The organism is Micromonospora sp. NPDC023956 (assembly GCF_040639195.1).
GTDB lineage: Bacteria > Actinomycetota > Actinomycetes > Mycobacteriales > Micromonosporaceae > Micromonospora.
Genome location: NZ_JBEZZN010000020.1, coordinates 66,895 through 91,323, shown reverse-complemented (window position 1 = coordinate 91,323; position 24,429 = coordinate 66,895). Strand labels below are relative to the sequence as shown.

Annotated in this window: 24 protein-coding genes; 12 read left to right on the top strand and 12 right to left on the bottom strand. The window is 75.3% G+C overall.

Features of this window, described 5'->3' with window-relative positions:
- Nucleotides 1–138 precede the first annotated feature (138 nt).
- A complete protein-coding gene (locus tag AB0F58_RS27520; protein ID WP_357148888.1) occupies nucleotides 139–480 on the bottom strand; it encodes an RNA polymerase-binding protein RbpA in 342 nt (113 codons plus the stop codon).
- 248 nt (nucleotides 481–728) lie between these two features.
- Nucleotides 729–1,865 carry a hypothetical protein gene (locus AB0F58_RS27515; protein ID WP_357148886.1) on the bottom strand — a complete coding sequence of 379 codons (1,137 nt, stop codon included), beginning with the start codon at nucleotides 1,863–1,865 and terminating at the stop codon, nucleotides 729–731.
- A gap of 109 nt (nucleotides 1,866–1,974) precedes the next feature.
- Here AB0F58_RS27515 and AB0F58_RS27510 point away from each other — a divergent pair, with 109 nt between their 5' ends.
- Nucleotides 1,975–2,454 (top strand): DUF1992 domain-containing protein, encoded by a 480-nt coding sequence (locus tag AB0F58_RS27510; RefSeq protein ID WP_357148883.1) that lies wholly within the window; start codon nucleotides 1,975–1,977, stop codon nucleotides 2,452–2,454.
- A gap of 28 nt (nucleotides 2,455–2,482) precedes the next feature.
- Here AB0F58_RS27510 and AB0F58_RS27505 read toward each other — a convergent pair whose 3' ends face one another.
- The gene (locus AB0F58_RS27505) at nucleotides 2,483–2,941 is read right to left on the bottom strand and encodes an Lrp/AsnC family transcriptional regulator (RefSeq protein ID WP_357148880.1); all 459 of its coding nucleotides are present in this window, start codon (nucleotides 2,939–2,941) and stop codon (nucleotides 2,483–2,485) included.
- Between the two features lie 63 nt (nucleotides 2,942–3,004).
- Here AB0F58_RS27505 and AB0F58_RS27500 point away from each other — a divergent pair, with 63 nt between their 5' ends.
- Nucleotides 3,005–3,751: an AzlC family ABC transporter permease gene (locus AB0F58_RS27500; RefSeq protein WP_357148878.1), complete on the top strand. Its 747-nt coding sequence runs from the start codon at nucleotides 3,005–3,007 to the stop codon at nucleotides 3,749–3,751.
- A complete protein-coding gene (locus AB0F58_RS27495) occupies nucleotides 3,730–4,062 on the top strand; it encodes an AzlD domain-containing protein (protein WP_357148875.1) in 333 nt (110 codons plus the stop codon). The genes AB0F58_RS27500 and AB0F58_RS27495 overlap by 22 nt, the downstream gene beginning before the upstream one ends.
- Before the next feature lie 46 nt (nucleotides 4,063–4,108).
- Here AB0F58_RS27495 and AB0F58_RS27490 read toward each other — a convergent pair whose 3' ends face one another.
- Nucleotides 4,109–4,738, bottom strand: a complete 630-nt coding sequence (locus AB0F58_RS27490; RefSeq protein ID WP_357148872.1) for a TetR/AcrR family transcriptional regulator — start codon at nucleotides 4,736–4,738, stop codon at nucleotides 4,109–4,111.
- 181 nt (nucleotides 4,739–4,919) lie between these two features.
- Here AB0F58_RS27490 and AB0F58_RS27485 point away from each other — a divergent pair, with 181 nt between their 5' ends.
- The 5 genes from AB0F58_RS27485 (at nucleotide 4,920) to AB0F58_RS27465 (ending at nucleotide 9,242) form a co-directional block, all read left to right on the top strand.
- Complete coding sequence (locus AB0F58_RS27485) at nucleotides 4,920–5,957, top strand: hypothetical protein (protein WP_357148869.1); 1,038 nt, start codon at nucleotides 4,920–4,922, stop codon at nucleotides 5,955–5,957.
- Nucleotides 5,958–6,221: 264 nt separating this feature from the next.
- Nucleotides 6,222–7,877, top strand: a complete 1,656-nt coding sequence (locus tag AB0F58_RS27480; protein WP_357148866.1) for an ABC-F family ATP-binding cassette domain-containing protein — start codon at nucleotides 6,222–6,224, stop codon at nucleotides 7,875–7,877.
- 357 nt (nucleotides 7,878–8,234) lie between these two features.
- Nucleotides 8,235–8,561, top strand: coding sequence for a PadR family transcriptional regulator (locus AB0F58_RS27475; protein WP_357148864.1), 327 nt, complete (start codon nucleotides 8,235–8,237; stop codon nucleotides 8,559–8,561).
- A complete protein-coding gene (locus tag AB0F58_RS27470) occupies nucleotides 8,558–8,914 on the top strand; it encodes a DUF1048 domain-containing protein (protein WP_357148862.1) in 357 nt (118 codons plus the stop codon). Before AB0F58_RS27475 ends, AB0F58_RS27470 begins: the two co-directional genes overlap by 4 nt.
- A 1-nt stretch (nucleotide 8,915) precedes the next feature.
- Entirely contained in the window at nucleotides 8,916–9,242 is a 327-nt protein-coding gene (locus AB0F58_RS27465; protein WP_357148859.1) for a DUF1048 domain-containing protein, read from the top strand.
- 89 nt (nucleotides 9,243–9,331) lie between these two features.
- Here the strand turns inward: AB0F58_RS27465 and AB0F58_RS27460 are convergent, their stop codons facing one another.
- Nucleotides 9,332–9,796, bottom strand: coding sequence for an HNH endonuclease (locus tag AB0F58_RS27460; protein ID WP_357148856.1), 465 nt, complete (start codon nucleotides 9,794–9,796; stop codon nucleotides 9,332–9,334).
- Between the two features lie 104 nt (nucleotides 9,797–9,900).
- Between AB0F58_RS27460 and AB0F58_RS27455 the strand changes: the two genes are divergently transcribed.
- Nucleotides 9,901–10,665 carry a phosphotransferase gene (locus tag AB0F58_RS27455; RefSeq protein WP_357148853.1) on the top strand — a complete coding sequence of 255 codons (765 nt, stop codon included), beginning with the start codon at nucleotides 9,901–9,903 and terminating at the stop codon, nucleotides 10,663–10,665.
- A gap of 24 nt (nucleotides 10,666–10,689) precedes the next feature.
- On the opposite strand, the gene AB0F58_RS27450 is transcribed toward AB0F58_RS27455, so the two are convergent.
- Nucleotides 10,690–11,757, bottom strand: coding sequence for a MerR family transcriptional regulator (locus AB0F58_RS27450; protein WP_357148849.1), 1,068 nt, complete (start codon nucleotides 11,755–11,757; stop codon nucleotides 10,690–10,692).
- Between the two features lie 215 nt (nucleotides 11,758–11,972).
- Here AB0F58_RS27450 and AB0F58_RS27445 point away from each other — a divergent pair, with 215 nt between their 5' ends.
- Nucleotides 11,973–12,398 (top strand): Hsp20/alpha crystallin family protein, encoded by a 426-nt coding sequence (locus tag AB0F58_RS27445; protein WP_357148846.1) that lies wholly within the window; start codon nucleotides 11,973–11,975, stop codon nucleotides 12,396–12,398.
- A 53-nt stretch (nucleotides 12,399–12,451) separates the two neighbouring features.
- On the opposite strand, the gene AB0F58_RS27440 is transcribed toward AB0F58_RS27445, so the two are convergent.
- Nucleotides 12,452–13,195: an alanyl-tRNA editing protein gene (locus AB0F58_RS27440; protein WP_357148843.1), complete on the bottom strand. Its 744-nt coding sequence runs from the start codon at nucleotides 13,193–13,195 to the stop codon at nucleotides 12,452–12,454.
- A 239-nt stretch (nucleotides 13,196–13,434) separates the two neighbouring features.
- On the opposite strand from AB0F58_RS27440, the gene AB0F58_RS27435 reads away from it, so the two are divergent.
- Nucleotides 13,435–14,436, top strand: coding sequence for a tyrosine-type recombinase/integrase (locus AB0F58_RS27435; protein ID WP_357148840.1), 1,002 nt, complete (start codon nucleotides 13,435–13,437; stop codon nucleotides 14,434–14,436).
- 43 nt (nucleotides 14,437–14,479) lie between these two features.
- On the opposite strand, the gene AB0F58_RS27430 is transcribed toward AB0F58_RS27435, so the two are convergent.
- Nucleotides 14,480–16,183 (bottom strand): acyl-CoA dehydrogenase family protein, encoded by a 1,704-nt coding sequence (locus AB0F58_RS27430; RefSeq protein WP_357148836.1) that lies wholly within the window; start codon nucleotides 16,181–16,183, stop codon nucleotides 14,480–14,482.
- 115 nt (nucleotides 16,184–16,298) lie between these two features.
- Between AB0F58_RS27430 and AB0F58_RS27425 the strand changes: the two genes are divergently transcribed.
- The gene (locus AB0F58_RS27425) at nucleotides 16,299–16,754 is read left to right on the top strand and encodes a hypothetical protein (protein WP_357148834.1); all 456 of its coding nucleotides are present in this window, start codon (nucleotides 16,299–16,301) and stop codon (nucleotides 16,752–16,754) included.
- Nucleotides 16,755–16,764: 10 nt separating this feature from the next.
- On the opposite strand, the gene AB0F58_RS27420 is transcribed toward AB0F58_RS27425, so the two are convergent.
- The 4 genes from AB0F58_RS27420 to AB0F58_RS27405 are packed head-to-tail and all read right to left on the bottom strand — an operon-like array spanning nucleotide 16,765 to nucleotide 24,342.
- On the bottom strand, nucleotides 16,765–17,457 hold the full coding sequence (locus AB0F58_RS27420; protein ID WP_357148831.1) for an ABC transporter ATP-binding protein: 693 nt from the start codon (nucleotides 17,455–17,457) through the stop codon (nucleotides 16,765–16,767).
- Nucleotides 17,454–18,425, bottom strand: coding sequence for an ABC transporter ATP-binding protein (locus tag AB0F58_RS27415; RefSeq protein WP_357148829.1), 972 nt, complete (start codon nucleotides 18,423–18,425; stop codon nucleotides 17,454–17,456). Before AB0F58_RS27415 ends, AB0F58_RS27420 begins: the two co-directional genes overlap by 4 nt.
- Entirely contained in the window at nucleotides 18,422–21,166 is a 2,745-nt protein-coding gene (locus AB0F58_RS27410) for an ABC transporter permease (RefSeq protein WP_357148826.1), read from the bottom strand. The genes AB0F58_RS27415 and AB0F58_RS27410 overlap by 4 nt, the downstream gene beginning before the upstream one ends.
- The gene (locus AB0F58_RS27405) at nucleotides 21,163–24,342 is read right to left on the bottom strand and encodes an ABC transporter permease (protein WP_357148823.1); all 3,180 of its coding nucleotides are present in this window, start codon (nucleotides 24,340–24,342) and stop codon (nucleotides 21,163–21,165) included. Before AB0F58_RS27405 ends, AB0F58_RS27410 begins: the two co-directional genes overlap by 4 nt.
- Nucleotides 24,343–24,429: the final 87 nt, after the last annotated feature.

Sequence of the window (24,429 nt, the reverse complement as noted above, 5' to 3'; positions counted from 1 at the left end):
ATCTCCCCGGCCCCCCCGCCGCCCGGGCCGCCGCCAGCGGGGGGGAGATCGTCCACCGGGGCGGGTGCCCCGGTGCGGGGCGCCGCCCCCCGGGGACGGATCCGTCCCGGGGGCTCGACGTGGTCGGTCGGGTGGGTGTCAGCCGCGACCGCGGCGGGTGCGGACCTCCTGGAGCCGCTCGGCGAGGATGTCCTCCAGCTCGGCGATCGACCGGCGCTCCAGCAGCATGTCCCAGTGGGTACGCGGCGGCTTGGCCTTCTTCTGCTCCGGCTCGTTGCCGTCGACCAGCCGCGCGACGCTGCCGTCGAACTTGCACTCCCAGGTCGTCGGGACCTCGGCGTCGACGGCGAACGGCACCTCGAACTGGTGGCCCTTGGCGCAGAGGTACTCGCGGGTCTGCCGCGGCGCGAGCTCCGTGTTGCGGTCGGACTCGTAGCTGACCGCGCCCAGACGGCTACCGCGCAGCATACGCTCGCCCATGTTCGACTTCCCCTCGTTGGTGGTGCTGGTCTTCTCGGTGAAACGGCCCGCCGCCGCCGGAGCATTCCCCGTGGCGGTGGGTGACGCGGCCCCGCCCGGCGGGTGGGCCTGGCCGGACCACGCCGGTCACCCGGCGGGACGTCCCGGCCGGGTGGGAGACGGTGGAGTGTGCTGGCTGTCACCTGTATGGTACCCGGCCCACGCCGGTCCCCCTCGACGGTGACCGACGCGGATGCCGGCGGCGCGGGTCACCGCGGGGGCGCCGACGCCAGCCGGGCCAGTGCCGTGGCCAGGTCGCTGACCTGGTCGGCCAGCTGGGCGGCGCGGGTCCCCGCCGCGTCCCGGTCGGTTTCGGCCGCGCGCAGCCGCCCGGTCAGCTCCGCCAGGCGGGCCTCGGCGGTGGCCGCCGCCTGCCGGGCGTCGGCCACCTCGGTGGTGAGCCGGTCCCGGTGGGCGGTCAGGGCGGCGATCTCCTCGCCGGCCCGTCGGGCCGTGGCGGCGTTCTCGGCGCGGGCGGCGTCGGCGTCGACCCGGGCCGCGTCGGCCGACCGGGCCGCGTCGACGGCCTCCCGGCGGGCGGTTGCCGCGTCGGCGCGGGCCGCCTCGGCGGCGGCGCGGTGCGTGTCGGCGTCCCGGCGGGCGGCGTCGGCGTCGGCCTGTGCCCGGTCGGCGCGGGCCGACGCGTCGGCGGCGTCCGTGCCGGCCCGGTCGGCGGCGGCGCGGGCGGTGTCCCGCTCGGCGGTCAGCTCGGCGACCCGACGCCGTTCGGTGTCCCGTTCCGCGCGGACGGTCCGCAGGTCGTGGCGGGCCGCGTCGCGGTCCCGTTCGGCCTGCACCCGCAGCGCCTCGGCGGCGCTGGCGGTCCGTTGCGCGGTGTCCCGGGCCGTCAGCGCCTCCGCCGCCCGCGCGTCCGCGCGGGCGGCGTCCTCGGCGTGCCGGGTGGCGTCCGCGCGGGCGGCGTCCCGCTCGGCGGCGGCGTCCTCGGCGGCCCGGCGGGCGGCCACCTCGGCGGCCCGCGCGTCCTCGGCGGTACGGCGGGCCTCGTCCCGCTCGGTGTGGGCCTGCGCCACCTGACCGGCGGCCTCCGCGCGGACCTCGGCGAGCTGCCGTTCCACGCCGACCGGGGACAGTTCGGCGTGCAGCGCCTCGGTCAGGGACTCGACGAGCTGGTCGAGGCGCTCCACGGTCTCCCAGGTCCGCGCCACCTGTCCGGCCAGACCGGGGGCGGTGCGGTGCCGCATCCGACTGTTGCGCGACGCCCGCTGGCAGGCGCCGTCGTTGTCCCGGCAGTACCGGAACGGGCGGCCGGCACCGGCGCGCTGCGGCACGTCACGTCCGCAGTGGCCGCAGGGGCGGGTGTCGACGGGGGTGGCCTGCTCGTCCATCGAGGGCGAAGTCTAGGCCACCGGCCGGCCGGTCCGCCCGGGGTGGGAACGCACCCCTGCGGTCGGGCATCCTGGTGAGGGGTCGACGACACGGGGGGAGGGGTCCGGCATGGCCCACGCGTGGGAGGCGGCGGTCGAGGCGCAGATCCGCGCCGCCGTGGAGCGCGGCGAGTTCGACAACCTGCCCGGCGCGGGTCGGCCCCTTCCCGGCCGGGACCTGCCGTACGGCGAGCAGTGGTGGCTCAAGGGACTCCTGGAACGGGAGAGGATCCCCAGCGAGGCGCTCCTGCCCACCCCCCTGCTGCTGCGCAAACGCGTCGAGCGGCTGCCCGACGAGGTTCGGGACCTGCCCACCGAGGCGGCGGTGCGGGTGTGCGCGCAGGAGTTGAACGCGCAGATCGTGGCCTGGCTGCGTACCCCGACGGGGCCCCGGGTGGTGGTCCGGCCGGTGGACGTCGACGAGCTGGTCCGGCAGTGGCGCAGGGCCCGCTCCGGGCCGGTGCCGACACCGCAGGACCCGCGTGCCGGGACGCTGTCCGACCGGCCCGCGCGTCGTCGCCGCTGGTGGCGCCGGACGCCCCGACCCTAGCCTCCGGTGACCGGAGCGTCCGTGCCGGTCAGTCGGTCACCTTGATCTTCTTCATCGTGGGTTGGGAGATCACCCGCGCCACCCCGGGAATCCCGATGATCTTCTTGGTCTGGAAGGTCTCGTACGCCGCGTAGTCGGCGACCAGGACGCGCAGGTAGTAGTCCGGGGTGCCGAACACCCGCCGGAACTCGACGACCTCCTCGTAGGCGGCGATGGTGGCCTCCAGCCCCTCCAGGGTCCGCAGGTCGCTGACCGAGACCTCGATGGAGACCATCACCTCCAGTCCCCGGCCGACGGCGTCGGGATCGACCCGGGCGCGGTAGCCGGTGATGATCCCCGTCTCCTCCAGGCGCCGCACCCGGCGCAGGCACGGCGGGGGAGTCAACCCGACCCGTCGGGCCAGTTCCACGTTCGTCAGCCGACCGTCCCGTTGCAGATGGAACAAAATGTCGTGATCAAGCGCGTCGAGTTCCCGTTCGTTGCCCACGCGCCGATCATACGGTCACAATCCGCAACCATATGAGCACGACATTTTCCTAGAATTGTCCGGGTGGATCCGTCTTCCCCGACACCCCCGGACCGACCCGTACCCGGCGACACCCTGCGCGCGGACCTGGCGCGGGCCCTGCGCGACTCCGGCTCCGTCGGCCTGGGCGCGTTCCCGATGGGAGTCACCTTCGGCCTGCTGGTCGTCCAGTCCGGCCTGCCGTGGTGGTGGGCGAGCGTCTTCTCCGGCGTCATCTACGCCGGTTCCCTCGAGTTCCTCCTCCTCGGCCTCGTCCTGGCCGCCGCCCCACTGGCCACGGTGGCGGTGACGGCGCTGCTGGTCAACCTCCGGCACGTCTTCTACGCCCTGTCCTTCCCCCTGCACCGGGTGGGCGGGCGCCTCGGCCGGGCGTACAGCACCTTCGCCCTCTCCGACGAGGCGTACGCGGTGACCGCCACCGACGCCGCCCGGATGTTCCCCGGCCGGCGGATCCTCTGGCTACAGGTGTTCATCCACGCCTACTGGGCCGGCGGGGCGAGCACGGGGGCGCTGCTCGGCGCGGTCGTCCCGGCCCGGATCACCGGCCTGGACTTCGCGGTGACCGCCCTGTTCACCGTGCTGGCCATCGACGCCTTCCGGGCCCGCCGCGACGTCACCACCGCTGTGCTGGCCGTCGGCTGCGCGCTGGCCGGCCGGGCGGTCCTGCCCGACCAGTTGCTGCCGGTCGCCTTCCTCCTGTTCACCGTGGCCCTGCTCGCCCGGTACGCCCGGACGCGGAGGGAGCGGCCGTGCCCCACGCCGGCTACCTGATCGCCGCGGTCGCGGTCGCCGCCGCGGTCACCTGGGCGTTGCGGGCGCTGCCCTTCGTCGCCCTCGCGCCCCTGCGGTCCAGTCCGCTGGTCACCCACCTGGGGCGGGTGATGCCGCTCGGCGTGCTGGTCATCCTCGCCGTGTACACCGTGCGGACGCTCAGTCCGGCGGAGCCCGAGCGGGCGTGGCCGACGGTGCTGGCGCTCGCCGCGACCGTCGCCCTGCACCTGTGGCGGCGCAACGTCCTGTTCTCCGTCCTCGGCGGCACCGCCGTCCACGTCGTCCTGGCGAGCACGGTCTTCGCGTCCTGAACGCGCCGGCGAGGACGCGACCCGTCCACGCCGGAGGCCGTGCGCCTCACCTGTTCGGGGCGCGGCCCCGCACCAGCGGGAGGAACACCTCGTCCACGATCTCGACCAGCACCGGGTCCGGCACGGTGGGGGTTCCCCGCAGGGCGTACTCGCCGCGCAGCAGGACCATCGGCAGGGTCGCCACCCGTGGGTGGACGGCCTCCACCGGGGCCTCACCGCGCGCGACGGCCCGGCTGAGCAGGTTCAGCCAGGCCGCGTTCAGGGTGCTGCCGCCGGCCTGTTCCCGCAGCGACGCGAGCAGGTGCGGGTCCTCGGCGGTGGCGGCGAGCAGTTCCCGCAGGACGGCGCCCTGCGGCGAGGACCAGGTGGCGTTCGCCTGGCGGAGTAATGCCAACGCGTCACCGCGCAGGGCGCCGGTGTCCGTCGCCGGCAGGCTCGCGTCGGCGAGGTACCCGTACGCGGCGACGCCCAGCGCCGCGCGGTGCGGCCAGCGGCGGTAGAGGGCGTTCTTGTTGGTGCCGGCGCGGCGGGCCACCCGGTCCATGGTGAGGCCCGCGTAGCCGGACTCGCGCAGTTCCGCCGCCGCGGCCCGCAGGATCGCCTCGTCGAGCGCCGCACCGCGCCGTCGCCGTGCCGGTGCCTCGCCCTGTTCCGCCGTCGGTTTCTGCGTCGTCATCCTGCTCCCGTGTCGTCCAGGGTACGGATGGTACCGCCAGCGCGTGCCGGCGCGCTCGGCCGTGATGTTGCCAGGCTGGGACGACAGGCGCGGGATCCACGACCACCGCAAATAAGGTACGTTGAGTACCCTAGCGATGGGCGTCCCTGCCCCGCCGCGCAAGCCTGCCCGGAGGTTCCCGATGCGCGCCTACGGCCTCACCTACGACACCGGATTCTCCAATGCCGGCACCACCACCCACGAGCCGTTCGACCCGGACATCGTCCGTCGCGAGATGCGGATCATCCGCGACGACCTGCACTGCGACGCGGTCCGGATCACCGGCGGACACCAGGACCGCCTGGAGACCGCCGCCCGGCACGCGGCCGCCGCCGGACTGGAGGTCTGGTACTGCCCGTTCACCAACGACCTCACCCGAGCGGAACTGCGGGCGTTCCTCCTCGACGGCGCCGAGCGCGCCGAACGCCTACGCCGCGACGGCGCGGAGGTCGTCTTCCTCACCGGCTCCGAGATCAGCCTCTTCACCCACGGATTCCTGCCCGGAGACACCCTGGACACCCGACTCGCCGTGCTCCGCGACCCTGCCCGGCTGCGGGCCGTGCTCCCCGCCGCCCGTGCCGGGGTGGCCACCTTCCTCGCCGACGTGCTCCCCGCCGTGCGGGACCGCTTCGCCGGGCGGGTCAGCTACGCCTCCCTGCCGTTCGAGGATGTCGACTGGACCGCGTTCGACATCGTCGCCACGGACGCCGCCTACCGCGACGCCACGACCCCGGTGGACTTCCGCGAACAACTGCGCGCGCAGACCGCCCGACCGAAGCCGTTCGCCGTCACCGAGTTCGGCTGCACCACCCACCGGGGCGCGGCGGACCTCGGCGGACGCGGGGACTCGATGCTCGAGTGGGACGCGCACGCCCGCCCGGTCCGGTTGACCCGCCCGGTCGTCCGCGACGAACGGGAACAGGCCGACTACCTGCGGGAGCTGCTCGACATCTACGACGCGGACGGGGTGGACAGCGCGTTCGTCAACACCTTCGTCCGGCGGGACCTGACCACCTCCGACGACCCCGAACGGGACTTCGACGCCGCGAGCTTCGGCATCGTCACCGCCCTCGGACCCGGTCGGAGCGGGGCGACGTACCCGGGACTGCCGTGGGAGCCGAAAGCCGCGTTCCACGCCCTCGCCGAGTACGGCCGCACCCGAGCGGCCCGCCGGCGCTGAGGCGCCGCCCCGCACCTCCGGCCCTCCCGGCACGGGTCGACCGGCCGGGAGGGCCTCGCCCCTCGGACGAGAAAAAGTCACCGCCCCGGCGGCCACGACGCTGCTAACGTCACCGTCGTGGCACGAGGAATCTGGTCGCAGAAGGTCCGCTCCGCCCGCTGACGGCGGCGCGTCCTGTCTGGGTGACATCCGCGCTCGCCGTCCCGGTTCCCGCCGGGCGGTCGATTGACGCTGCCCGGCTCCCCTGCGAGCTGCGGAGCACCGTTGAACCTCACCCCGAACCCCGAAACCATGTCCCTGCCCGTCGAGGCGGGCGGTAGCGCACACCTGCGCGCCACCGGCGTCACCGTCGTCCGGGGGTCCCGGCGTGTCCTGCACGACGTGTCGGTCACCGTCTCCGCCCGGTCCCGTCTCGCCGTCGTCGGCGAGAACGGCCGTGGCAAGACGACGCTGCTGCACGTTCTCGCCGGTCTCGTCCCGCCCGACGAGGGCACCGTGCACCGGGCCGGCACGATCGGCCTGGCCCGCCAGGAACTGACCGCGCGCGATGGTCAGACCGTCGGCACCCTGACCTCCGAGGCGTTGGCCGCGTCGCTCGCGGCCCTCGCCGCGCTGGACGAGGCGACCGTGGCCGTGGCCGCCGGCGATCCCACGGCCGACGACCGCTACGCCGCCGCGCTCGACGCCGCCACCCGGCTCGATGCCTGGGACGCCGAGCGTCGTGTCGATGTGGCGCTGGAGGCCCTCGGCGCCTGCCCGGATCGCGACCGCCCGTTGTCGACGCTGTCGGTGGGACAGCGCTACCGGGTGCGGCTGGCATGCCTGCTCGGCGCGCGGCACGACCTGCTGCTGCTCGACGAGCCCACCAACCATCTCGACGTCGGCGGGCTGGACTTCCTGACCCGCAGGTTGCGCGAGCACGACGGCGGCCTCGCCGTCGTCAGCCACGACCGGGCGCTGCTGCGCGACGTCGCCGACCGGTTCCTCGACCTCGACCCGACCCGGGACGGCAGACCGCGCCTGTACGCCGGGGGCTACGACGCCTGGCAGGACGCCCGCCGTCGGGAACGTGAGCGCTGGCAGCAGGACCACGAGGACCAGCAGGGCGAGCAGCGGCGGTTGCGGGACGCGGTGTCCCGGGCCCGGGACCGGCTCTCCACCGGCTGGCGGCCGGACAAGGGGACCGGTAAGCACCAGCGCCAGTCCCGGGCGCCGGGCGTCGTGCAGGCGCTGCACCGCCAGCAGGATGCCCTGGCGGCGTACCGGATCGACGTGCCGGAGCCGCCGCCGACGTTGCGCTGGCCCGACCTGGGGGTCCGGCCGGGTGCACCGCAGGTGCGGGCGCACGGTGTCGCCGTGGAGGGACGGCTGGCCGGTCCGGTCCACCTCACCCTCGACGGTGGCGACCGGCTGCTCGTCACCGGGGCGAACGGTGCCGGCAAGTCCACGCTGCTCGCGGTACTGGCCGGCGCGCTTCCGCCCACGCAGGGGCACGTCCGGACGGCGACGGGGGTACGGGTTGCCCTGATCGGTCAGGAGACGACCGAGCAGGACCCCGGCCGCACCGCCCGCGAGGTGTACGACCAGCAGGTGGGGCGGCTGGTGGCCGGCGGGGCGCTCCGGGACACCGGGGCCGTCGCGCTCGGGACACTCGGATTGCTGGACGCCGAGGCGTCGCGTACGCCGGTCGGGCGGCTGTCACAGGGGCAGCGGCGGCGCCTCGACCTGGCGTTGGCGCTGGCCGGGCGGCCCGGCGTGATCCTGCTCGACGAGCCGACCAACCATCTGTCGTCGGCGTTGGTGGACGAGCTGACCGACGCGATCCGCCGCACGAGCGCCGCCGTGGTGGTCGCCACCCACGACCGGCAGCTGGTGCGGGACCTCGCCGACTGGCCGCGCCTGGAGGCCGGCGGTCGGTAGCCCGCTCGCCCGCTCGCTCGCTCGCCGCGAACGGCGAGGTGCGTCCTTTCAACCCGGGCGGCTGCTGCCGAGGACCGACGTCTCGGCGGCAGCCGCCCGACCTGATTAACGTATTGCTATTACTGGTAATCCATTAATCTGACCCGGCAAAACGGGCATAAGGTCACTGCATCATAATGTCAGTTAAGGTGCGTAAGGGTTTGCACTGGTGTGATCGTTCCGTGCGCCGGAGCCGTCGACCGACGCGTGGTGCCACCCCTGCCGAATTCAGACCCGGGGGAGCTGCTCCGCGCGCTACTCGGTGATACCGTGTAGTGGTACTCGGTGCTACGAGGTACCGGTCGGAGGGAAGCCGCGATGGACGATCTGACGGAGATGCTGAAGGGCACGCTCGAGGGCTGCGTGCTCGAGATCATCGGCCGCGAGGAGACGTACGGATACGCCATCACCCGCCGGCTGAACGAGCTGGGCTTCGCCGACGTCATCGAGGGGACGGTGTACACGATCCTGCTACGGCTGGAGCGGAACGGCCTCGTCCGGGTGACGAGACGACCGTCCGAGGTGGGCCCGCCGCGCAAGTTCTACGCGCTCAACGACGCCGGGCGTCAGGAACTGGCGACGTTCTGGGCGAAATGGCAGTACGTCTCATCACGTATCGACAGGCTCAGGGAGGGCGGGAAATGAGCTTCTGGGAGACCGTCACCGGCAGCGATCTCACGAGAGAATGGACGGCCTTCGAGGCCCGGGCAAAGGCCCTGCCCGCCGACCACCAGGCAGCGTGGGGACAGATCAAGGGCCACCTCTCCCCTTACGGCACCTTCACGGGCCGCAACCTGATGCCGATTCTCGACGCCGCCCTGGGGCTGCTCGAAGAATCGGCGGCGGACGGGCAGAGCGTCCACGAGGTGCTCGGCGACGACATCCGCGGCTTCTGCACGGCGTTGGCCGGCGGAGCGGGCGCCCGGACCTATCGCGACCGGTGGCGCGAGCAGTTGAACAGGAACGTCGCGACAAAGCTGGGCCGGCTGGGAGGCTGACGTGGGCATCCAGGACATCATCGAGGGCAAGAAGCAGTGGCGGGCGCACGTGGCTCGGGTCAAGGCGCTCCCGCCCGATTACCGGATCGTCTACCAGGAGATGCAGAAGTACCTGTTCAAGGTCGGACCGGTCCAGCTGCCCGACGGGGGTCTGTTGCCGGGGATCGTCGACTTCTTCGCCGAGGGCGCCGCGGCCGGCAAGGGGGTCCTGGAACTCATCGGCAACGATGTCGCCGCGTTCTGCGACGACCTGGTCAAGGACTCACCCACCTACGCGGACCGCTACCAGAAGTCGATCTGCGGGAAGCCCGGCACGGACGAGACGTAGCACCCGTCGTCATCAGGCCAGCGGGCGATGAATGCTCGGGTCCGGGACAGCCGCCCGGTCGGGTCGTCGGCCCGGATCCGGGCGGCGGGCTATTCGGGGCGGTGGTACGCCGTGCGGGCAGCGGCCACCTCGGCGGCCTGCCGTTCCCGCCAGCGGCGTTGGGCTTCCCGGTTGCAGACCCGACACACCCGGCGGTACGTGGCGGTGGTCGGGTCGATGTCGCGCTCGTGCCCGTTGCGGCACCGTGGCGGGCGGACCCGGTCCCGGCAGTTCTCCGCGCGGGTGACCTGCCGCAGGTGGGTGGGCTCGATGCAGTCCGCGACCCCGCACGTGTGGTCGACCTCGAGAGCCGGGTCGTAGTCGCCGACGAACACGGCGTACGCGGCGATGTGCGCCCAGGCCCGGCCGGCGACCTTCTGGTGGATCCCGCGCCGGCTGCCGTAGCCGTGGACGATCAGGCAGCCGGTGTCGGCCCGGACACAGCGGGCGAGGAGGTACTCGCGCAGACTGTCCGGGGTGAAGTGTCCCGACAGGCCGGTGACGCGGGAGAGCATGGGCTCCACGTTACGGGTCGGCGGGCCCGGTGGCGACGAGACGATCGCGTCCGCCGGTGGTGGCGCCGCCGTGGTACGTCCACGGGGAAGGGAGCCCTGGCCACATGGAGGAGCGGCTGTCCGGTGGGAACACCGGTGGGGCGGTGCGGATCGGCGACACGGTACGCCGCGCCCCCGGGCCGTGGACGCCGGCGGTGCACGCCCTGCTCGCGCACCTGGAGGCGGTCGGGTTCGCCGGGGCACCCCGGGCGCGCGGCGTCGACGGGCAGGGCCGGGAGGTGTTGACGTACCTGCCCGGTGAGGTGGTCGGGGATCGCCGGCCGTGGCCGTCCTGGGTGCACGGCGCGGACGCGCTGCGCCAGGTCGCCGGCTGGCTGCGGGACTTCCACGCGGCGGTCGCCGACTTCGTTCCGCCGTCGGACGCCGTCTGGCGGGAGGGCGGCCGGTGGCGGCCGGGGCTGGTCGTCGGGCACAACGACGCCGCGCCGTACAACGCGGCGTGGTCGGGTGGACGGTTGGTCGGGTTCTTCGACTGGGACTTCGCGGGACCGGTGACGGTGGAGTGGGACGTGGCGTTCACCGCGTTCGCCTGGGTGCCGCTGCACGCCCGGCACGTGGTGACGGCGGAGGGTTTCACCGCGTTCGCGGACCGGCCGGCCCGGCTGCGGCTCTTCCTCGACCGGTACGGCTGGGACGGGCCGCTCGACCGGTTCCTGGCGGTGGTGCGGGAGCGGGTGACCGCGTCGGCGGACGGTATCCGGCGCAACGCGGCGGCGGGTGACGCTGTCTTTGCGCGCATGGTGGCGCAGGGGGTCGACGCGTCGCTGGACACGGCGGTCCGTGAGTTGGCCGACTTCCCGCTGTCCTGAGCCGGGTCCGGCCGGCGGGCGGGCTCAGACCGCGACGATGTCGGCGACGACGCAGGCGATGTTGTCCGGCGCGCCGTGGTCGTGGGCGAGGCCGATCAGCCGTTGCACGGTCCGTTCCGGGGTCGTCGTGTCCTTCAGCGCGGCGTGCAGGGACGCCTGGTCCACCACGGCCGACAGGCCGTCGGAGCAGAGCAGGTAGCGGTCGCCGGGCAGGGCGGTGCGCAGGGCCAGGTCCGCCTCGACGTCGTGTCCGGCGCCGAGGGCGCGTACCAGCAGCGCCCGCCGGGGGTGGGTGGCGGCCTCGTGCGGTCCGAGCCGGCCCTGGTCGACCTGGGTCTGTACCCAGGTGTGGTCCTGGGTGAGGCGGAACAGGTCGCCGCCGCGCAGCAGGTAGGCCCGGGTGTCGCCGACGTGCACCAGGGCCAGTCGGGTTCCGTGCCGCAGCAGCGCGGTCAGGGTGGTGACCGGCTGGTGGTCGGCGGTTCCCGCGTCACGGACGAGGCGGTGGGCGTCGGCGACCGCCCCGGCCAGCATGGTCAGCAGGTCGGCGGCGGGCGCGTCGGTCAGCTCCAGCGGTTTGAGGGCGTCGATGGCGGCGGCGCTGGCCGTGGCGCCACCGGGGCCACGCATGCCGTCGGCGACGGCGAGCAGCCGGTCGCCGGCGTACGCGGCGTCCTCGTTGCTGTCCCGGACGGTGCCGGGGTCGCAGCCGGCGGCGCAGCGGACGGCGACGGTGGGGGTCGGGTCGGACATGGTGGTGTCCCTTCCGGAGAGGTCCTGGACGAGGAGGGTGGCCAGTCGGGCGCGGGTCGCGGTGTCGGCGGTGACCTGCCGCCAGTAGGCGGTGACGGCCTCGGCCGCCGCGTGGCAGTCGAGGCCGCACACCGTCCGGATGTCGGCCAGCGGCATGCCGATGCGCCGTAGCCGGGCGATCAGCCGGGCCCGTTCGAGTTGCGTCGGGTCGTAGAGCCGGTAGCCGGACTCGGGGTGCACCGCCGCCGGTGGCAGCAGGCCCAGTTCGTCGTACAGGCGTAACGCCTTCGGCGTCAGCCGTGCCGCCCGGGCGAATGCCCCGATGGTCAGCAGCCTCACGTCGCCATCCTCCTCGGGCCGGTCCCGGTGACCGGCACGGACCAGCCTGGGGTCTGACCGAGGGGGAGGGTCAACGCCGGGGCCGGGGTTCCACGACGGGCGTGGTGGTCGGACCGACTTGACGACGTCGCGAGCACGCGCTATCAAAGAAGAGAAGTTGAGCCGACCGGGCTCAACTTGGGACCTTCGGCCCAGGAGAACCGAGGAGGCACACCATGCTCATGCGTACCGACCCGTTCCGGGAGATCGACCGGCTCGCCGACCAGGTCTTCGGCACCGCCACCCGCCCGGCGGTGATGCACCTGGACGCCTACCGCGACGGCGACCACTTCTACGCCGCGTTCGACCTGCCCGGCGTCGACCCGGACAGCATCGACTGCACCGTGGAGCGCAACGTGCTCACCGTCCGGGCCGAGCGCCGCCGGCCCGTCGGGGACACGGTGGAACTCGTGGCCGCCGAGCGCCCGATGGGGACCTTCACCCGACGGTTGTTCCTCGGCGACACCCTCGACACCGAGAAGCTGGAGGCCGGCTACGACAACGGGGTCCTCACCCTGCGGATCCCGGTGGCCGAGCGGGCCAAGCCGCGCCGGGTCGCCATCGGGCGCACCGGCAACGGCCGCCGGGAGATCAGTTCCTGAGCAGGGCGTCGGTACGCGTCCCGTGGGTGCCGTGCCCGCGGGACGCGGAGGACTCAGGACACCAGCTTGATCCGGACCCGCCGGTTCTGTCGGCCCTTGCTCTCCACCTTGGTGACGACCACCCGGCCGATCTGTCCGGTGGAGGCGACGTGGGTGCCCCCGTCGGCCTGTACGTCGAGACCGACGATGTCGACGACGCGGACCTCGGGCATGGTCGGCGGGGCCACGAACTGGGTGCGGACCAGGTCGGGGATCGCGGCGGCCTCCGCCGGGGAGATCAACCGGACGACGATCTTGCGGTCGGCGGCGATCTCGGCGTTCACGGCGTCTTCGAGGCTCTGCTTGAACCCCGGCGGCACCTCCGGCAGGTTGAAGTCCATCCGGGCCTCGCCGGGTTCCATGTTGCCGCCGGTCACCAGGGCGTTGAAGTCACGGAAGACCGCACCGCAGAGCACGTGCAGCCCGGAGTGGGTCCGCATCAGGGCGGAACGGCGGGTGTCGTCGATCGCCCCCGCGACCGTCGTCCCGGGCGGCGGTACCGGGTCACCGGGCGCGGGCAGCAGGTAGAGGTCGTCGCCCTTGCGGGTGCCGACGATCCTGGTCTGCACGCCCTGCCAGATGAGCACGCCGTGGTCCGGTGGCTGTCCGCCCCCGCCCGGGTAGAAGGCGGAACGGTCCAGCACGATGCCCTGTTCGGGATCCGCGGGATCCGACCACACCACGGTGCAGTCCCACTCCCGAAGCGTGGCATCCTCCCAGTCCAGACGATGCGTACGGCCGTGGTGGTCAATTCCCATAGCTGATGTGGAGCCACGGCCTGCCGGCGCGTCGCTCCGTCCCCTTCCGTCGTCTCGGGTGCGGTCGTTCCCGTACGGCGTCCACCGACGCAACGGCCCAAACCGGTCACGCAGCGTTCCGTACCCCGATTATGTTGACCGGGAAGGGGCCTGACAAATGCGTGCGGTCACCGGACGAGCAGGCGCGGTACGGGCGCGCCTCGTCGCGATCCCGGCCCGAACCTGAGAGCCTTTCCGCCATGTGGCCATCCGACCTGCCGGTACGCGCGGGCACCACCCCGACGCCCGCCCTGCCCGACGGCCCGCTCGACGTCACCGAGGCGTGGCTGGCCAACCGGCGGATGTCCGTGCACACCCGCGACGCCTACCGGCGCGACGTCACCGCCTGGCTGACCTGGTGCGCCCGCCGCGACCTCGACCCGCTGCGGGCCACCTTCCTGCACGTCAACGCCTACGGCCGGGAGCTGGAGGCGACACCGGCCGCCCGGACCGGCCGCCCGCTCACCCCGGCCACCGTGGCCCGCAAGCTCTCCGCGCTGTCCAGCTGGTACGACTTCCTGGTCAAGCTGCGTGCCGTCGACGCGAACCCGGTCTCCGGCGCCGACCGCCCGCACGTCGACCGGGACCATTCGGCCACGGTCGGACTCACCCCGCAGGAGGTCGACGCGCTGCTCGCCGCCGCGCGGGCCGACACCGGCCCGACCGCCGACCGCAACCGGGCCGTGGTGGCGCTCCTGGCCGACCTGGGACTGCGGGTCGGGGAACTGGTGTCGCTGGACCTCGACGACCTCGGGGTGGAACGCGGTCACCGCAGCGTGCGGTTCGTCGGCAAGGGCGGCCGGTACCGGCGGCGGGCGTTGGCCCCGGGCACCGGGCAGGTGCTGGACGCGTACCTGGCGGCGCGGGCGCGCACGCAGGGCGTGGCGGTGCACGAGCTGACCGGGCCGCTGCTGGTGACCGCGACCGGGGGCCGGCTCGACCGGCACTCGGTGTTCCGGCTGGTACGCCGGCTGGCCCGGGACGCCGGGATCGCCGCCTGGGCGAGACTGTCCCCGCACTCGCTGCGGCACTCGTTCGCCACCACCGCCCGCGCCGAGGGTGTCCCCCTCGAAGACGTGCAGGACGCGATGGGTCACGCCGACCCGCGTACCACCCGCCGCTACGACCGGGACCGGCACAACCTCGACCGGGACCCGGCGTACGTGATCTGGGCGGCCCGGTCCCGGCGGTCCCCCGGCTGACCGGCGCGGCCGCCGGGGCGGACCCGTCGAGGGCGGCCGGGTGTCAGCAGAGCAGGTCCAGGTGCTGGTGGGCGTCGAGGGCGATCTCCTCGTGCCGCAGCCAGCGCCGCGCCCACAGCCGGGCCGCCACGTCGGCGGCCTCGTCACCCCAGGCGGCCTGCTCGACCAGCAGCGCCGCCGTCAGGGCGTACGCGGCCCGTAACGCCACCGCGCGGGCCCCGGCGACCGCCTCCAGCCCGCCCGGGTCGGCGGTGACCGCGACGAAGGTGTCCCGCAGTTCCTCGGTGACCGCCGTCAGGGTGTGCGCCAGGGCGGGGGACAGGCCGCGGGCGGTGTCGGCGGCGGCAGCGAGGCGACGCAGCAACGGCCGGGCGGCGTCCTCCCGGGTGACCGCGCGCAGCACGTCCAGGGCGAGCACGTTGGTGGTGCCCTCCCAGATCGGCAGGACCTGCGCGTCGCGCAGCAGCCGGGGCACCCCGGTGTCCTCCACGTAGCCGGCCCCGCCGAACGCCTCGACGTACTCGCTGGCGCAGGCGACCGCGAGCCGCCCGGTGGCGAGCTTCGCCAGCGGCGCGACCACCCGCAGTTCGGCTGCGGCGTCCGGGTCGGCCCCCACCTCCACCCGCCCAAACAACGCGAACGCGTGTCCGGCCAGGACGAACGCGCCGGCCGTGTCGACGCCGAGGGTGCCGAGGGTGGCCCGGTGCAGCGGCGAGTCGACCAGGCGGCCCCCGGCGACGCGCCGGACGTCGGCGTAGGCCCGCGCGTACGCCAGGCCCCGCCGCACGCCGGAGGCGGCGGCGGCCGCGTTGTGCAGCCGGGTGACCACCACCAGGGTCATCGCCCGGACCAGGCCGGGTTGCGCGGGGTCACCCAGCGGCAGCGCGTACGCCTCCCGCAGGCCGACCTCGGCGGTGGGCAGCGCCCGGGTGCCGAGCTTGTCCTTGAGCCGGTGGATCCGCACCCCCGGCGCGCCGGCGGTCGGGTCACCGCCGTCGGCCAGCGGCGAGTCCGCCGCGTAGCGGGGCACCAGGAACGGGGCGAGGACCCGACTGCCCGCACCGGCGCCGGCCGGTCGGGCCAGGGCCACCGCCATCGCCGAGTCGACCGCCGAGCAGAACCACTTCTCGCCGGTCAGCCGCCACGAGCCGTCCCCGGCGGGACGGGCCACCGTGTCGGAGCCGGACAGGTCGGAGCCGCCCTGCGCCTCGGTCATCCACTGGCCGCTGGTCACCGCCACGTCGGGGTCGGTGGCGGTGAGCCGGGGCAGCCAGGCGTCCCGCACGTCGCTGTCGACCTCGGGGCGCGACAGCAGCGCCGCCGCGCCGTCGGCCATCGCCACCGGGCAGGAGAACGTCGCCGACTCGGCCCCGTACAGGTGCAGCAGGGCGTGCTGCACGACCCGGGCCGCCGCACCCCACTCGCCGCGCGCCGACGCCAGGTAGGGCAGGGCGACCACGGCGTGCCGGGCGGCGGCGGCCCGCTGCGCCCGCCAGCCGGCGGACGTGTCGACCCGGTCGATCCGGGCGCCCCACGGGTCGTAGCGGACCAGGGTGGGTGGATGCGCCTCGGCGTCGGCGTGCGCGGCGCGCAGCGGCCCGGTCACGTCGGCGGCCAGCGCGGTCAGACGCCCCCGGGCGGCGGCGTGCCCGGCCGGGCCGAGCTGCCGCTCCAGCCACGACCGCAGCAGCGGGTCACCGGTGTACGGGTCGGCGGGGGCCGGCACCGGCTGCACGAAACGGGCCATGCGTCACTCCTGGCGAGGGGGACCGGGGTTCGCGTCGACGGTAGACGATCCCCGCGTGCGGCGACAGGCGTGAGTTCCTGCGCGGTGGGTGTCGGATTCTCTACGGTTGGTCATCATGGCCTCGGCGCAGTGGTCCCGTCCGCACCGTCCGCACCGGCCCGCGCGGGTCGGGCTGGTGGTGGCCGGCGCGGTGCTGGGCCTGTGCTGTGTCGGGGTGGCCGGGCTGGGGGCGTGGAACGTGCAGGCGGTCCGGCAGGCCGACGCGCCGGTCCGGGACACCGCCGAGGCGTTCCTGACGGAGGTGGCCGCCGGTGACGCCGACCGGGCCTACCGGCGGCTCTGCGCGCCGGCCCGCAGCCGGTGGAGTCCGGTGGGGTTCGCCGCCTGGGTGCGTACCCCGCCGGTGGTGACCGGCCACCAGGTCACCGACGTGTCGGTGAGCACCCGCGACGGTCGACCCACCGGCACGGTGACCGTGCGGCTCGTCCGCGACGGGGGACACAGTGAGCAGCGGGACCTGCCGGTGGTGCGGGAGGACGACGACTGGCGGGTCTGCGGCGACCCGTTCTGACCCGTCCCGGTCAGGCCGGCACGAGGTCGTCGACCCGCCGGCCGTCGCGCAACGTCACCACCCGGTCGGCGGCCTCCACCAGCGCCGGGTCGTGCGTGGCCACCAGCGCGGTCATACCCCGGGCCCGGACCACCGCCCGCAGCAGGTCCATCACCGCCCGGCCGGTCTCGGAGTCCAGCTGGCCGGTCGGCTCGTCGGCGATCAGCAGCGCCGGGTCGTTGGCCAGGGCCCGCGCCACGGCCACCCGCTGCTGCTGGCCGCCGGAGAGCTCGTACGGGCGTTGCCGGGCGTGCCCGCCGAGACCGACCAGTTCCAGCAGCACCGCCACCCGCTGCTCCCGTTCGGCGGCGGGTACCTTCGCCAACCGCAGCGGCAGGCCCACGTTCTCCGCCGCGGACAGAATCGGGATCAGCCCGAACGACTGGAACACGAACCCGATGGTGTCGCGTCGCAACGCCAGCAGCTCCCGGCGGTTCGCGGCGCTCACCTCCCGCCCGGCCACCCGGATCCGCCCGGCGGTGGGCCGGTCCAGGCCGCCGACCAGGTTCAGCAGGGTCGTCTTGCCGGCACCCGAACGGCCCCGGACGGCCACCAGCTCGCCCCGGCCGGCGGTGAACGACACGTCCCGCAGGGCGTGCACCCGCTGCCCGGCGCCGGGGAACTCCCGGCTGACGCCCTCGACGGTGACCAGGTCCTCGTTCACGGCCGCTCCTTCCGTTCGCTGCCCGGGTGCACCTGCACATGGTCGGGTTCCAGGGTGAGCCGGACCCGGTCGCGCAGGTCGAGGGTGTCGACGAACGCGGCGGGCAGCTGCATCCGGCCGGTGCGGTCGAGCACCGCGTACTCCTCGGTGACCAGTTCCTCCACGCCGTCGGCGCGCAGGCGCGCGGAGCGGCGTACCTCGCTGGCGGTGCGGCCGTCGCGGATCGCGACGGTCCGGCGGACCTGGCTGGCGACGGCGTGGTCGTGGGTGACCACCACGACGGTGACGCCCAGTTCCGCGTTGATGGTGCGCAGCGCCGCGAACACCTCGGCGGCGGTGTTCTCGTCCAGCTCGCCGGTCGGTTCGTCGGCGAAGATCACCTCCGGTTCGTTGGCCACCGCCACCGCCACCGCACAGCGTTGCTGCTCACCGCCGCTCATCCCGGCGGGCCGCCGGTCGGCGCAGTGCCCCACCCCGACCAGGTCCAGCAGCTCCGCCGCCCGCCGCCGGGCGGCGCGTCCCCGCCGGCCGGCGAGCCGCATCGGCAACGCGACGTTCTCCGCCGCGCTCAGGTACGGCAGCAGGTTCCGGGCGGTCTGCTGCCAGACGAAGCCCACGGTCTGCCGGCGGTAGGCGAGGCGTTTGCGCGCCGACATGGTCAGCAGGTCGTACCCGGCGACCCGGGCGATCCCGGCGGTGGGCACGTCCAGCCCGGAGAGGATGTTCAGCACGGTCGACTTGCCGGAGCCGGACGCCCCGACGATGGCCAGCAGCTCGCCCCGGTCGACGACGAGGTCGAGGCCCTGCAACGCGACGACCTCCACCCCGTCGGTCTTGAAGATGCGCACCAGGCCGTCGCAGACGATGTGGCCGCGCAGCCGGTCGGCGCCCCCGGCGCGGGCGGCGGCCCGGTCGGCGGCCCGCTGCTGCAACGACACCAGGTCCGGGACGGTGTGGACGGCGGTCACGGGTTCTCCTCTCCCAGCCGGAGCGCCTCGGCGGGACGCGTCCGTCGGTTCACCAGAATCTCCACGCCCAGCCCGGCGGCCAGGCCCGCCCCGACCAGCCCGAGCACCGCGCCGACGACCAGCGGGTCCAGGTGCCAGCCGGCGCTGACGCCGGGGGTGAAGGCGGACAGCCCGAGCGCCGGGCCGAGCAGCCCCGGCAGGGCCACCCCGACGGCGGCCCCGGCCAGCGCGGCGACCCCCACCAGCGGCACGAGTTCGGTCAGCAGCAGCCGACGGCCCTGCCCCTCGGAGAAGCCGAGGGTACGCAGCCGGGACAGCAGCCGGGCGCGGGCCCGGGAGTCGGCGAGCACCGCGAACCCGACGGCGAGGACGGCCAGCGCGCTGCCGCCCGCCGCGCCGATGGTGAACGCGAGGACGAGCACGTCGTTGGCGCCGGTGCGGTCCAGGCTGTCCCGGTAGGCGCGCCGGGTCAGCAGCTCCGCCGGCACCTCGGGCGCGTCGACCTCGGTGCCCAGCACCGCCGACTGCCACCGCCGTTGCCCGTCGTCGGCGGCCCGCAGCAGGGCCGCCGGATCGTGGCCGTCGGTGGCCAGCAGAAACCGGTTGGGGATGACCGGGGTGTGCTCGTACTCCGTCAACGCCTGCCAGGGCAGCACCACGAACCGGTCGGTGCCCAGGTCCACGCCGGGGAAGGCGTCCACGGTCCCGGCCACCCGGAACGGGTACAGGCGGCTCTGCACGTCGGCGGCGGCGGTGCCGTCCACGGCGGCGGCGACGCTCGGGGACACCACGGCCGGCACCGGCCCGTCGCCCCGTACGGCGGCGCGTAGCGCTTCCGGCACGTCCACGTCGACGCCACTGGCGGCGGCGACCCGGGCGAACGCGGGCGCGTCGACCACCATGATCCGGGCGGTGCCGAGGGTCCGGGCCTGCGGGTCGGTGCCGGAGTGCAGCGGCCGGTTCGAGTCGACGCGCACCGGTGCGACCTGCCGCACCCCGGGCAGGTCGGCGAGGCGGGCGGCGGTGTCGGGGGTGAACGCGTACCCGGTGAGCCAGGCGTCGGCGGGCACGCTCAGGTCGGCGGCGGTGTCCCGGGCCCGTCCGACGGTGTCCGTGACGACCGCGCTGAACACGCCGGTGCTGACCGCGACGACCAGCACCGCGAGGGGGCCGGTGGTCACCGGGGTGCCCCGGCCGGCGCGGGCCACGCCGAGGAACAGCAGCGCACCCCGGGCGCGGGCGGCGGCCCGGTCGAGCAGCCGCAGTGGCCAGGGCAGGGCCCGCAGGGTGAGCAGGGCCACCGCGGCGGCGAGCAGCACCGGCACCGCCACCAGGTACCCGTCGACGTCACCGCCGCGGTCCAGGCCGCGACGACGCAGCAGCACCACGCCGAGGACGGCCACCAGCAGCACGGTCACCTCGGCGGTGAGGCGGCGCGCCGACGGGCGGGCCCGGACGAGGTCCTGCCGCCCGGCGACCACGGCGACGTGCCGCTGCCCGGCCACGGCGAACACCGGCACCGCGGCGGTGGTCACGGCGGCGATCAGCGGCAGCGCCCACCAGGTGCCACCGTCACGTCCGGGGACCAGCAACGCGAGCAGCGCCCCGGCGGCCACCGCGGCCGGCTGCGGCAGGGCCGCCTCGGCGAGGGTGTGCCGACCGATGGCGGCCAGCGACGCCCCCCGCGACCGCAGCAGGGTCAGTTCGGCGCGGCGGGTCTGCACGGCCACCCGGGCGGCGAGCAGGATCAGCCCGAGCAGGCTGGCCAGCAGTCCGGCCTGCACCACGGCCAGCAGGTTGCGGACCGAGGTGAGCTGCTCACCGAAGCGCACCAGCTGGGTGTCCAGGGAGGTCTGCACGGTCGCGCCGGGCAGCCACTGGGTGCGTCGGGCCGCGCCGACGGCGGCGGCGACCGGTTCGACCGTGGAGGAGTCGAGGCGGTGGTGGTCGAACCGGTACCGCCAGGAGTGGGTGACGGGCAGTCCGGCCCGCCCGGCGGCGGCCAGGCCGGCGGGGTCGGTGACCGCGACGGCCACGAACGGGTCGCCGTCGTTGACCGGCAGCACCGGCTCCACCGCCTGCGGCATGGCCGCCCACAGCGGGTCGGCGGGGCGTACCGGCGTGAACACGCCGGTGACGAGCAGCGTGGTGGTGCCGCGGCCGGGTGCGGTGACGCCGAGGCGGGTTCCGGGACGCAGGGCGAGCGTGTCGGCGACGGCCTGCGACACGGCGACCTGTACGGGCTGGCCGGGGCCGGTGTCGGGCCAGGTCCCGGCGGTCAGCCGGGTCGCCTCCGGCAGGCCGGTCTGGGTGCGCAGGCCGAGCTGCACGGTGCCGCCCTCGGCGAGCGGGCCGACGTCACCGGAGGTGCTCACCTCGTCGGGGGCGACGGCGCCGGCCTGCCACCGCTGGTCGACCAGGGCGGGCAGGGGCGGCGGCAGGGCGGCGTGGAACCGTTCCAGGGCGCCGGCCGACCCGGCCGGCGCGGCCCCGTCGGCGCCACCGTCCACCTCGATGGTCAGGTCCCGCACCTGGTGGGGCAGGGGGGCCAGGTCGGCGTGCAGGCTCCGGTCGGCGAGGTGATTGGTCAGCCTCGGCGCGCCGGTGACCAGCACCGCGGCGACCAGGCCGAGCAGGGCCAGCAGGACGGCGGGGCCGGCGAAGGTCCGCAGCCGGGCCGCGGGTCCGCCGCTGCGTCGCGGTCGGTCGGTGGTGTGCCGGGTGGTCATGGTGCCGGTCACCGGTCCTCCCCGCCGCGCAGGTGGCCGGCCTCGGAACGTCCGCCCGCCCGGGCCGCCGCGACGGTGGTCGCGACGACGGCGAGCAGCAGCACGCAGGTGGCGGTGGCCAGCAGCGGCGGCCAGTCGATGAGCAGGGTGGGTGGGGGTGTCGGCCGGTCCGCCGACGGGGTGAGGATGACCAGCGGCGCCATGGTCGCGGCCACCGCGACGCCGACGGTCAGGCCGACCGCCACGCCGGTGCCGGCAAGGAACGCCTGCTCGGTCACCAGGGAACGGGTGACGGTGCGGTGGGTCGCACCGAGGGTACGCAGCACGGCCAGTTCGGTGGCGCGGCGGCGGGCGGTGGCGCTGACGTCGACGGCGATGCCGACCGCGGCGAGCAGTACCGCGCCGAGGGCGGCGGCGAACAGGGCGCCGCGCGCGCCGACACCGAACGGGTCGCCGGCCAGGTCCCGGGCCACCGCCTGCCGGTCGAGCACGTCCACGCCGGTCAGCGCGGCGGCGGCGGTCACCGCCTCGTCGTGCCGGTCGGCGCCCACCGACAGCCACCACTCCTGCACGTCGCGGGTCAGGCCCCGGTCGTGGAAGATCCGGTCGCGCAGCGACGGCAGGTCGGCGAAGACGGTCGCGGCGGCGGTGTCGCCGGGGAACGCGTCGACGGTGCCGACGACCCGGACGTCGACCTCGGCGGCGCCGAGCAGCAGCCGGGTGTCGTCGCCGACGGTCAACCGCAGGGCGGACAGGGCCGGTGGGGTGACCAGCAGCGGCACCCGTCCGGTCGCCGGGCGGGTGACGGTCAGGTGCACGGCGGAGTTGCCCCGGCCACGGTACGGGCCGTCGTCCCGGACGTACCGGGCGGTGAGGGTGTCGCGGGCCGCGGTCGCCGTGACGCCGTCGCGGGGGGTGCCGCTGTGGTCGACGGTGTGCCAGGGGCCGTCGTCGGTCAGGTCGACCGGGTGGCCGTCGGCGCGCAGGTCCCGCAGCCGCCAGTCGACGACCAGGTCGGCGGGGCCGGTGGTGTCGACGGTGAAGCCGGCCAGCCGGGCCGGGGTGGTGGGCAGGTCGACGGTGAACTCGACCGGTCGTGCGTCCCGGCTGACGCCCAGCGGCACCCGCCGGTGGGTGCCGGCGGGTTCGGTGAACACCGCGAAGGCCCGGACCGGGCCGGCGCCGGCGGTGACCGACCCGGTGAACCGGCCGGTCAGCCGGCGGGCCCCGGCCGGCAGCAGGGTGTGCGGGGCGTCGACGCGGGCGGCGGTGACCTGCTCGAACGTGTCGGCGGGGGAGCCGTCGGCCAGATCGGGGCGCAGGCGCATGACGGCCGACGCACCGCCGGCGTCGGCGGCGACCAGGGACGCGGGTTGCCCGGTCGCGCCGAGGCTGAGGGTGGCCCGCCAGGCGGGCAGCGCGGCGGTCACGCCGGGCAGCCGGGCGAGCTGCGCGGCCCGGTCCTGCGGTGCGCTGCCGTCGGTCTCGGTCAGCCGCAGGTCGGCGCCGACGCGGTGGTCGGCCTGGTCGGTCAGGGACCGTCCGGTGGTGCCGGCCAGGGACCAGGCGAGGGCGCTGGTCGCGACGGCGAGCGCGACCAGCAGCACCGGGCCGGCGTGGGGGCGGCGGCCGGCCTGCCACATGCCGAGCATCGCCGCGGTCGCGCGGGTGCGGTCGACGAACCGCTCGGCGAGGCGGGTCAGCGGCGGCAGGATCCGCAGGGCCAGGACCGCGCCGGCGAGTACCCCGATGGTGGGCGCGGCGGCGAGCAGCGGGTCGATGGCCAGGCCGCCGTCGGCGCCGGACAGCGGCGACGAGTACGACCGCAGCTGGTACCAGCCGAGCACGGCGACCACGACGAGGACGACGTCGACGCCGGCGCGTTGCACCGCGCCCCGCCGGCCGGGCCGGGACCGGGCGGCCAGGTCGGCGACGTAACTGCCGCCCCGACGCAGGTTCGGTCCGAGCATGGCGAGGGCACAGCCGGCGGCGACGAGCAGGCCGGCGGTCCAGGTGAGGGTGTCCAGGCGGGGTTGCAGGCGCAGCGACACCTCGGCCAGTGCCGGTATCCGGCCGGCGTGCCGGAGCAGTTCGGTGGCCAGCGGTGGGGCCAGCAGGACGGCCGGGGCGACGACCAGTGCCGCTTCCCGGCCGGCGAGGCCGGCGATCTGCCACCGGGCGGCGCCGCGGGCGCGCAGCAGCGCGGTCTCGGCGCGACGCTGCTCGGTGAGCAGCGCGGCCACCAGCAGCAGCGTGTACCCGCCGAGGACGGCCACCAGCAGCATCGGGGTGACCAGGGCGGACCGGCCGACCAGGGCGGCGCGTTGGATCCGCTCGACCAGGTCGGCGAGGGCGGTGACGGTGGTGCCGGAGTCGCCGAGTCCGGCGGCGCCGGCCAGCCCGGTGGCGGCGTCGGCGGCGTCGGCGAGCCGGTGCAGGTCGGCGGTGCCGGTGGCCGCGCCGACGTCGGGGGTGATCAGCCAGCCGGCGGAGGCGTTGGTGAGGAAGTGGCGCAGGAAGTCGGCGCGGTCGACGGTCAGTGGCCCGTAGGTGGCGGTGCCGGGCTGCACCCCGGTGGTGGTCTCGGGGGCGAGCCGCCAGTACGGGTCGTCGGCGGCGCGGGGCCGCCACAGGCCGACGACGGTGAGGTCGGTGGTCCGGCCGGTGAACCCGTCGGTGACCGGGATGCGGTCGCCGACGCCGACGCCGAGGGTCGCGGCGACGGGTTCGGCGAGGGTGGTCTGCACCGGGCTGCCCCCGGCGGCCGGCCAGGTGCCGGCGGTCAGGTCGGCGTGCGCGGCGAGGTCGTCGAGGAACATCACGCTGGCGTAGACGGTGCCGTCGTCGTCGGCGACGGCACCACCGACGTCGCCGCGTAGTTGGCGCCCGGCGGCGTAGCCGGCCGCCTCGACGGTGCCGGGCCAGCCGTCGAGGACGTCGGCGGCGCCGGCGCGCAGCGCGGTGTCGCGCTGGGCGAGGGTGTCCGGGGTTCGGCCGGCCGCGCCCCGGACCAGGATGCTGCGTTCCTCGGCGGTGGCGGCGGTCAGCACCGCGCGCACCCCGGAGCTGACGACGTCGCGGTGGTAGCCGGCGAGGCCGGTGAGGGCGACCGTCGCCACCAGGGTGGCACCCACCGCCGCCAGGAGCAGGCCCTTCACCCCCGGGGCCCGTCGAAGCGCCAGCCGCATGTGTGGTGTCCCCCCGGATCGCCGCAGCGGGACGGCCCGGTGCCGTCACGCGTGTCGGTGGAGAGCGGCCAGGCGCGCGGAAAGGTT

What these genes read in the sequence shown, in the direction of transcription:
- AB0F58_RS27520 (WP_357148888.1), bottom strand. Translation starts at nt 480, where the DNA reads ATGGGCGAGCGTATGCTGCGCGGTAGCCGTCTGGGCGCGGTCAGCTAC.
- AB0F58_RS27515 (WP_357148886.1), bottom strand. Translation starts at nt 1,865, where the DNA reads ATGGACGAGCAGGCCACCCCCGTCGACACCCGCCCCTGCGGCCACTGC.
- AB0F58_RS27510 (WP_357148883.1), top strand. Translation starts at nt 1,975, where the DNA reads ATGGCCCACGCGTGGGAGGCGGCGGTCGAGGCGCAGATCCGCGCCGCC.
- AB0F58_RS27490 (WP_357148872.1), bottom strand. Translation starts at nt 4,738, where the DNA reads ATGACGACGCAGAAACCGACGGCGGAACAGGGCGAGGCACCGGCACGG.
- AB0F58_RS27485 (WP_357148869.1), top strand. Translation starts at nt 4,920, where the DNA reads ATGCGCGCCTACGGCCTCACCTACGACACCGGATTCTCCAATGCCGGC.
- AB0F58_RS27475 (WP_357148864.1), top strand. Translation starts at nt 8,235, where the DNA reads ATGGACGATCTGACGGAGATGCTGAAGGGCACGCTCGAGGGCTGCGTG.
- AB0F58_RS27470 (WP_357148862.1), top strand. Translation starts at nt 8,558, where the DNA reads ATGAGCTTCTGGGAGACCGTCACCGGCAGCGATCTCACGAGAGAATGG.
- AB0F58_RS27460 (WP_357148856.1), bottom strand. Translation starts at nt 9,796, where the DNA reads ATGCTCTCCCGCGTCACCGGCCTGTCGGGACACTTCACCCCGGACAGT.
- AB0F58_RS27455 (WP_357148853.1), top strand. Translation starts at nt 9,901, where the DNA reads ATGGAGGAGCGGCTGTCCGGTGGGAACACCGGTGGGGCGGTGCGGATC.
- AB0F58_RS27445 (WP_357148846.1), top strand. Translation starts at nt 11,973, where the DNA reads ATGCTCATGCGTACCGACCCGTTCCGGGAGATCGACCGGCTCGCCGAC.
- AB0F58_RS27440 (WP_357148843.1), bottom strand. Translation starts at nt 13,195, where the DNA reads ATGGGAATTGACCACCACGGCCGTACGCATCGTCTGGACTGGGAGGAT.
- AB0F58_RS27435 (WP_357148840.1), top strand. Translation starts at nt 13,435, where the DNA reads ATGTGGCCATCCGACCTGCCGGTACGCGCGGGCACCACCCCGACGCCC.
- AB0F58_RS27430 (WP_357148836.1), bottom strand. Translation starts at nt 16,183, where the DNA reads ATGGCCCGTTTCGTGCAGCCGGTGCCGGCCCCCGCCGACCCGTACACC.
- AB0F58_RS27425 (WP_357148834.1), top strand. Translation starts at nt 16,299, where the DNA reads ATGGCCTCGGCGCAGTGGTCCCGTCCGCACCGTCCGCACCGGCCCGCG.
- AB0F58_RS27405 (WP_357148823.1), bottom strand. Translation starts at nt 24,342, where the DNA reads ATGCGGCTGGCGCTTCGACGGGCCCCGGGGGTGAAGGGCCTGCTCCTG.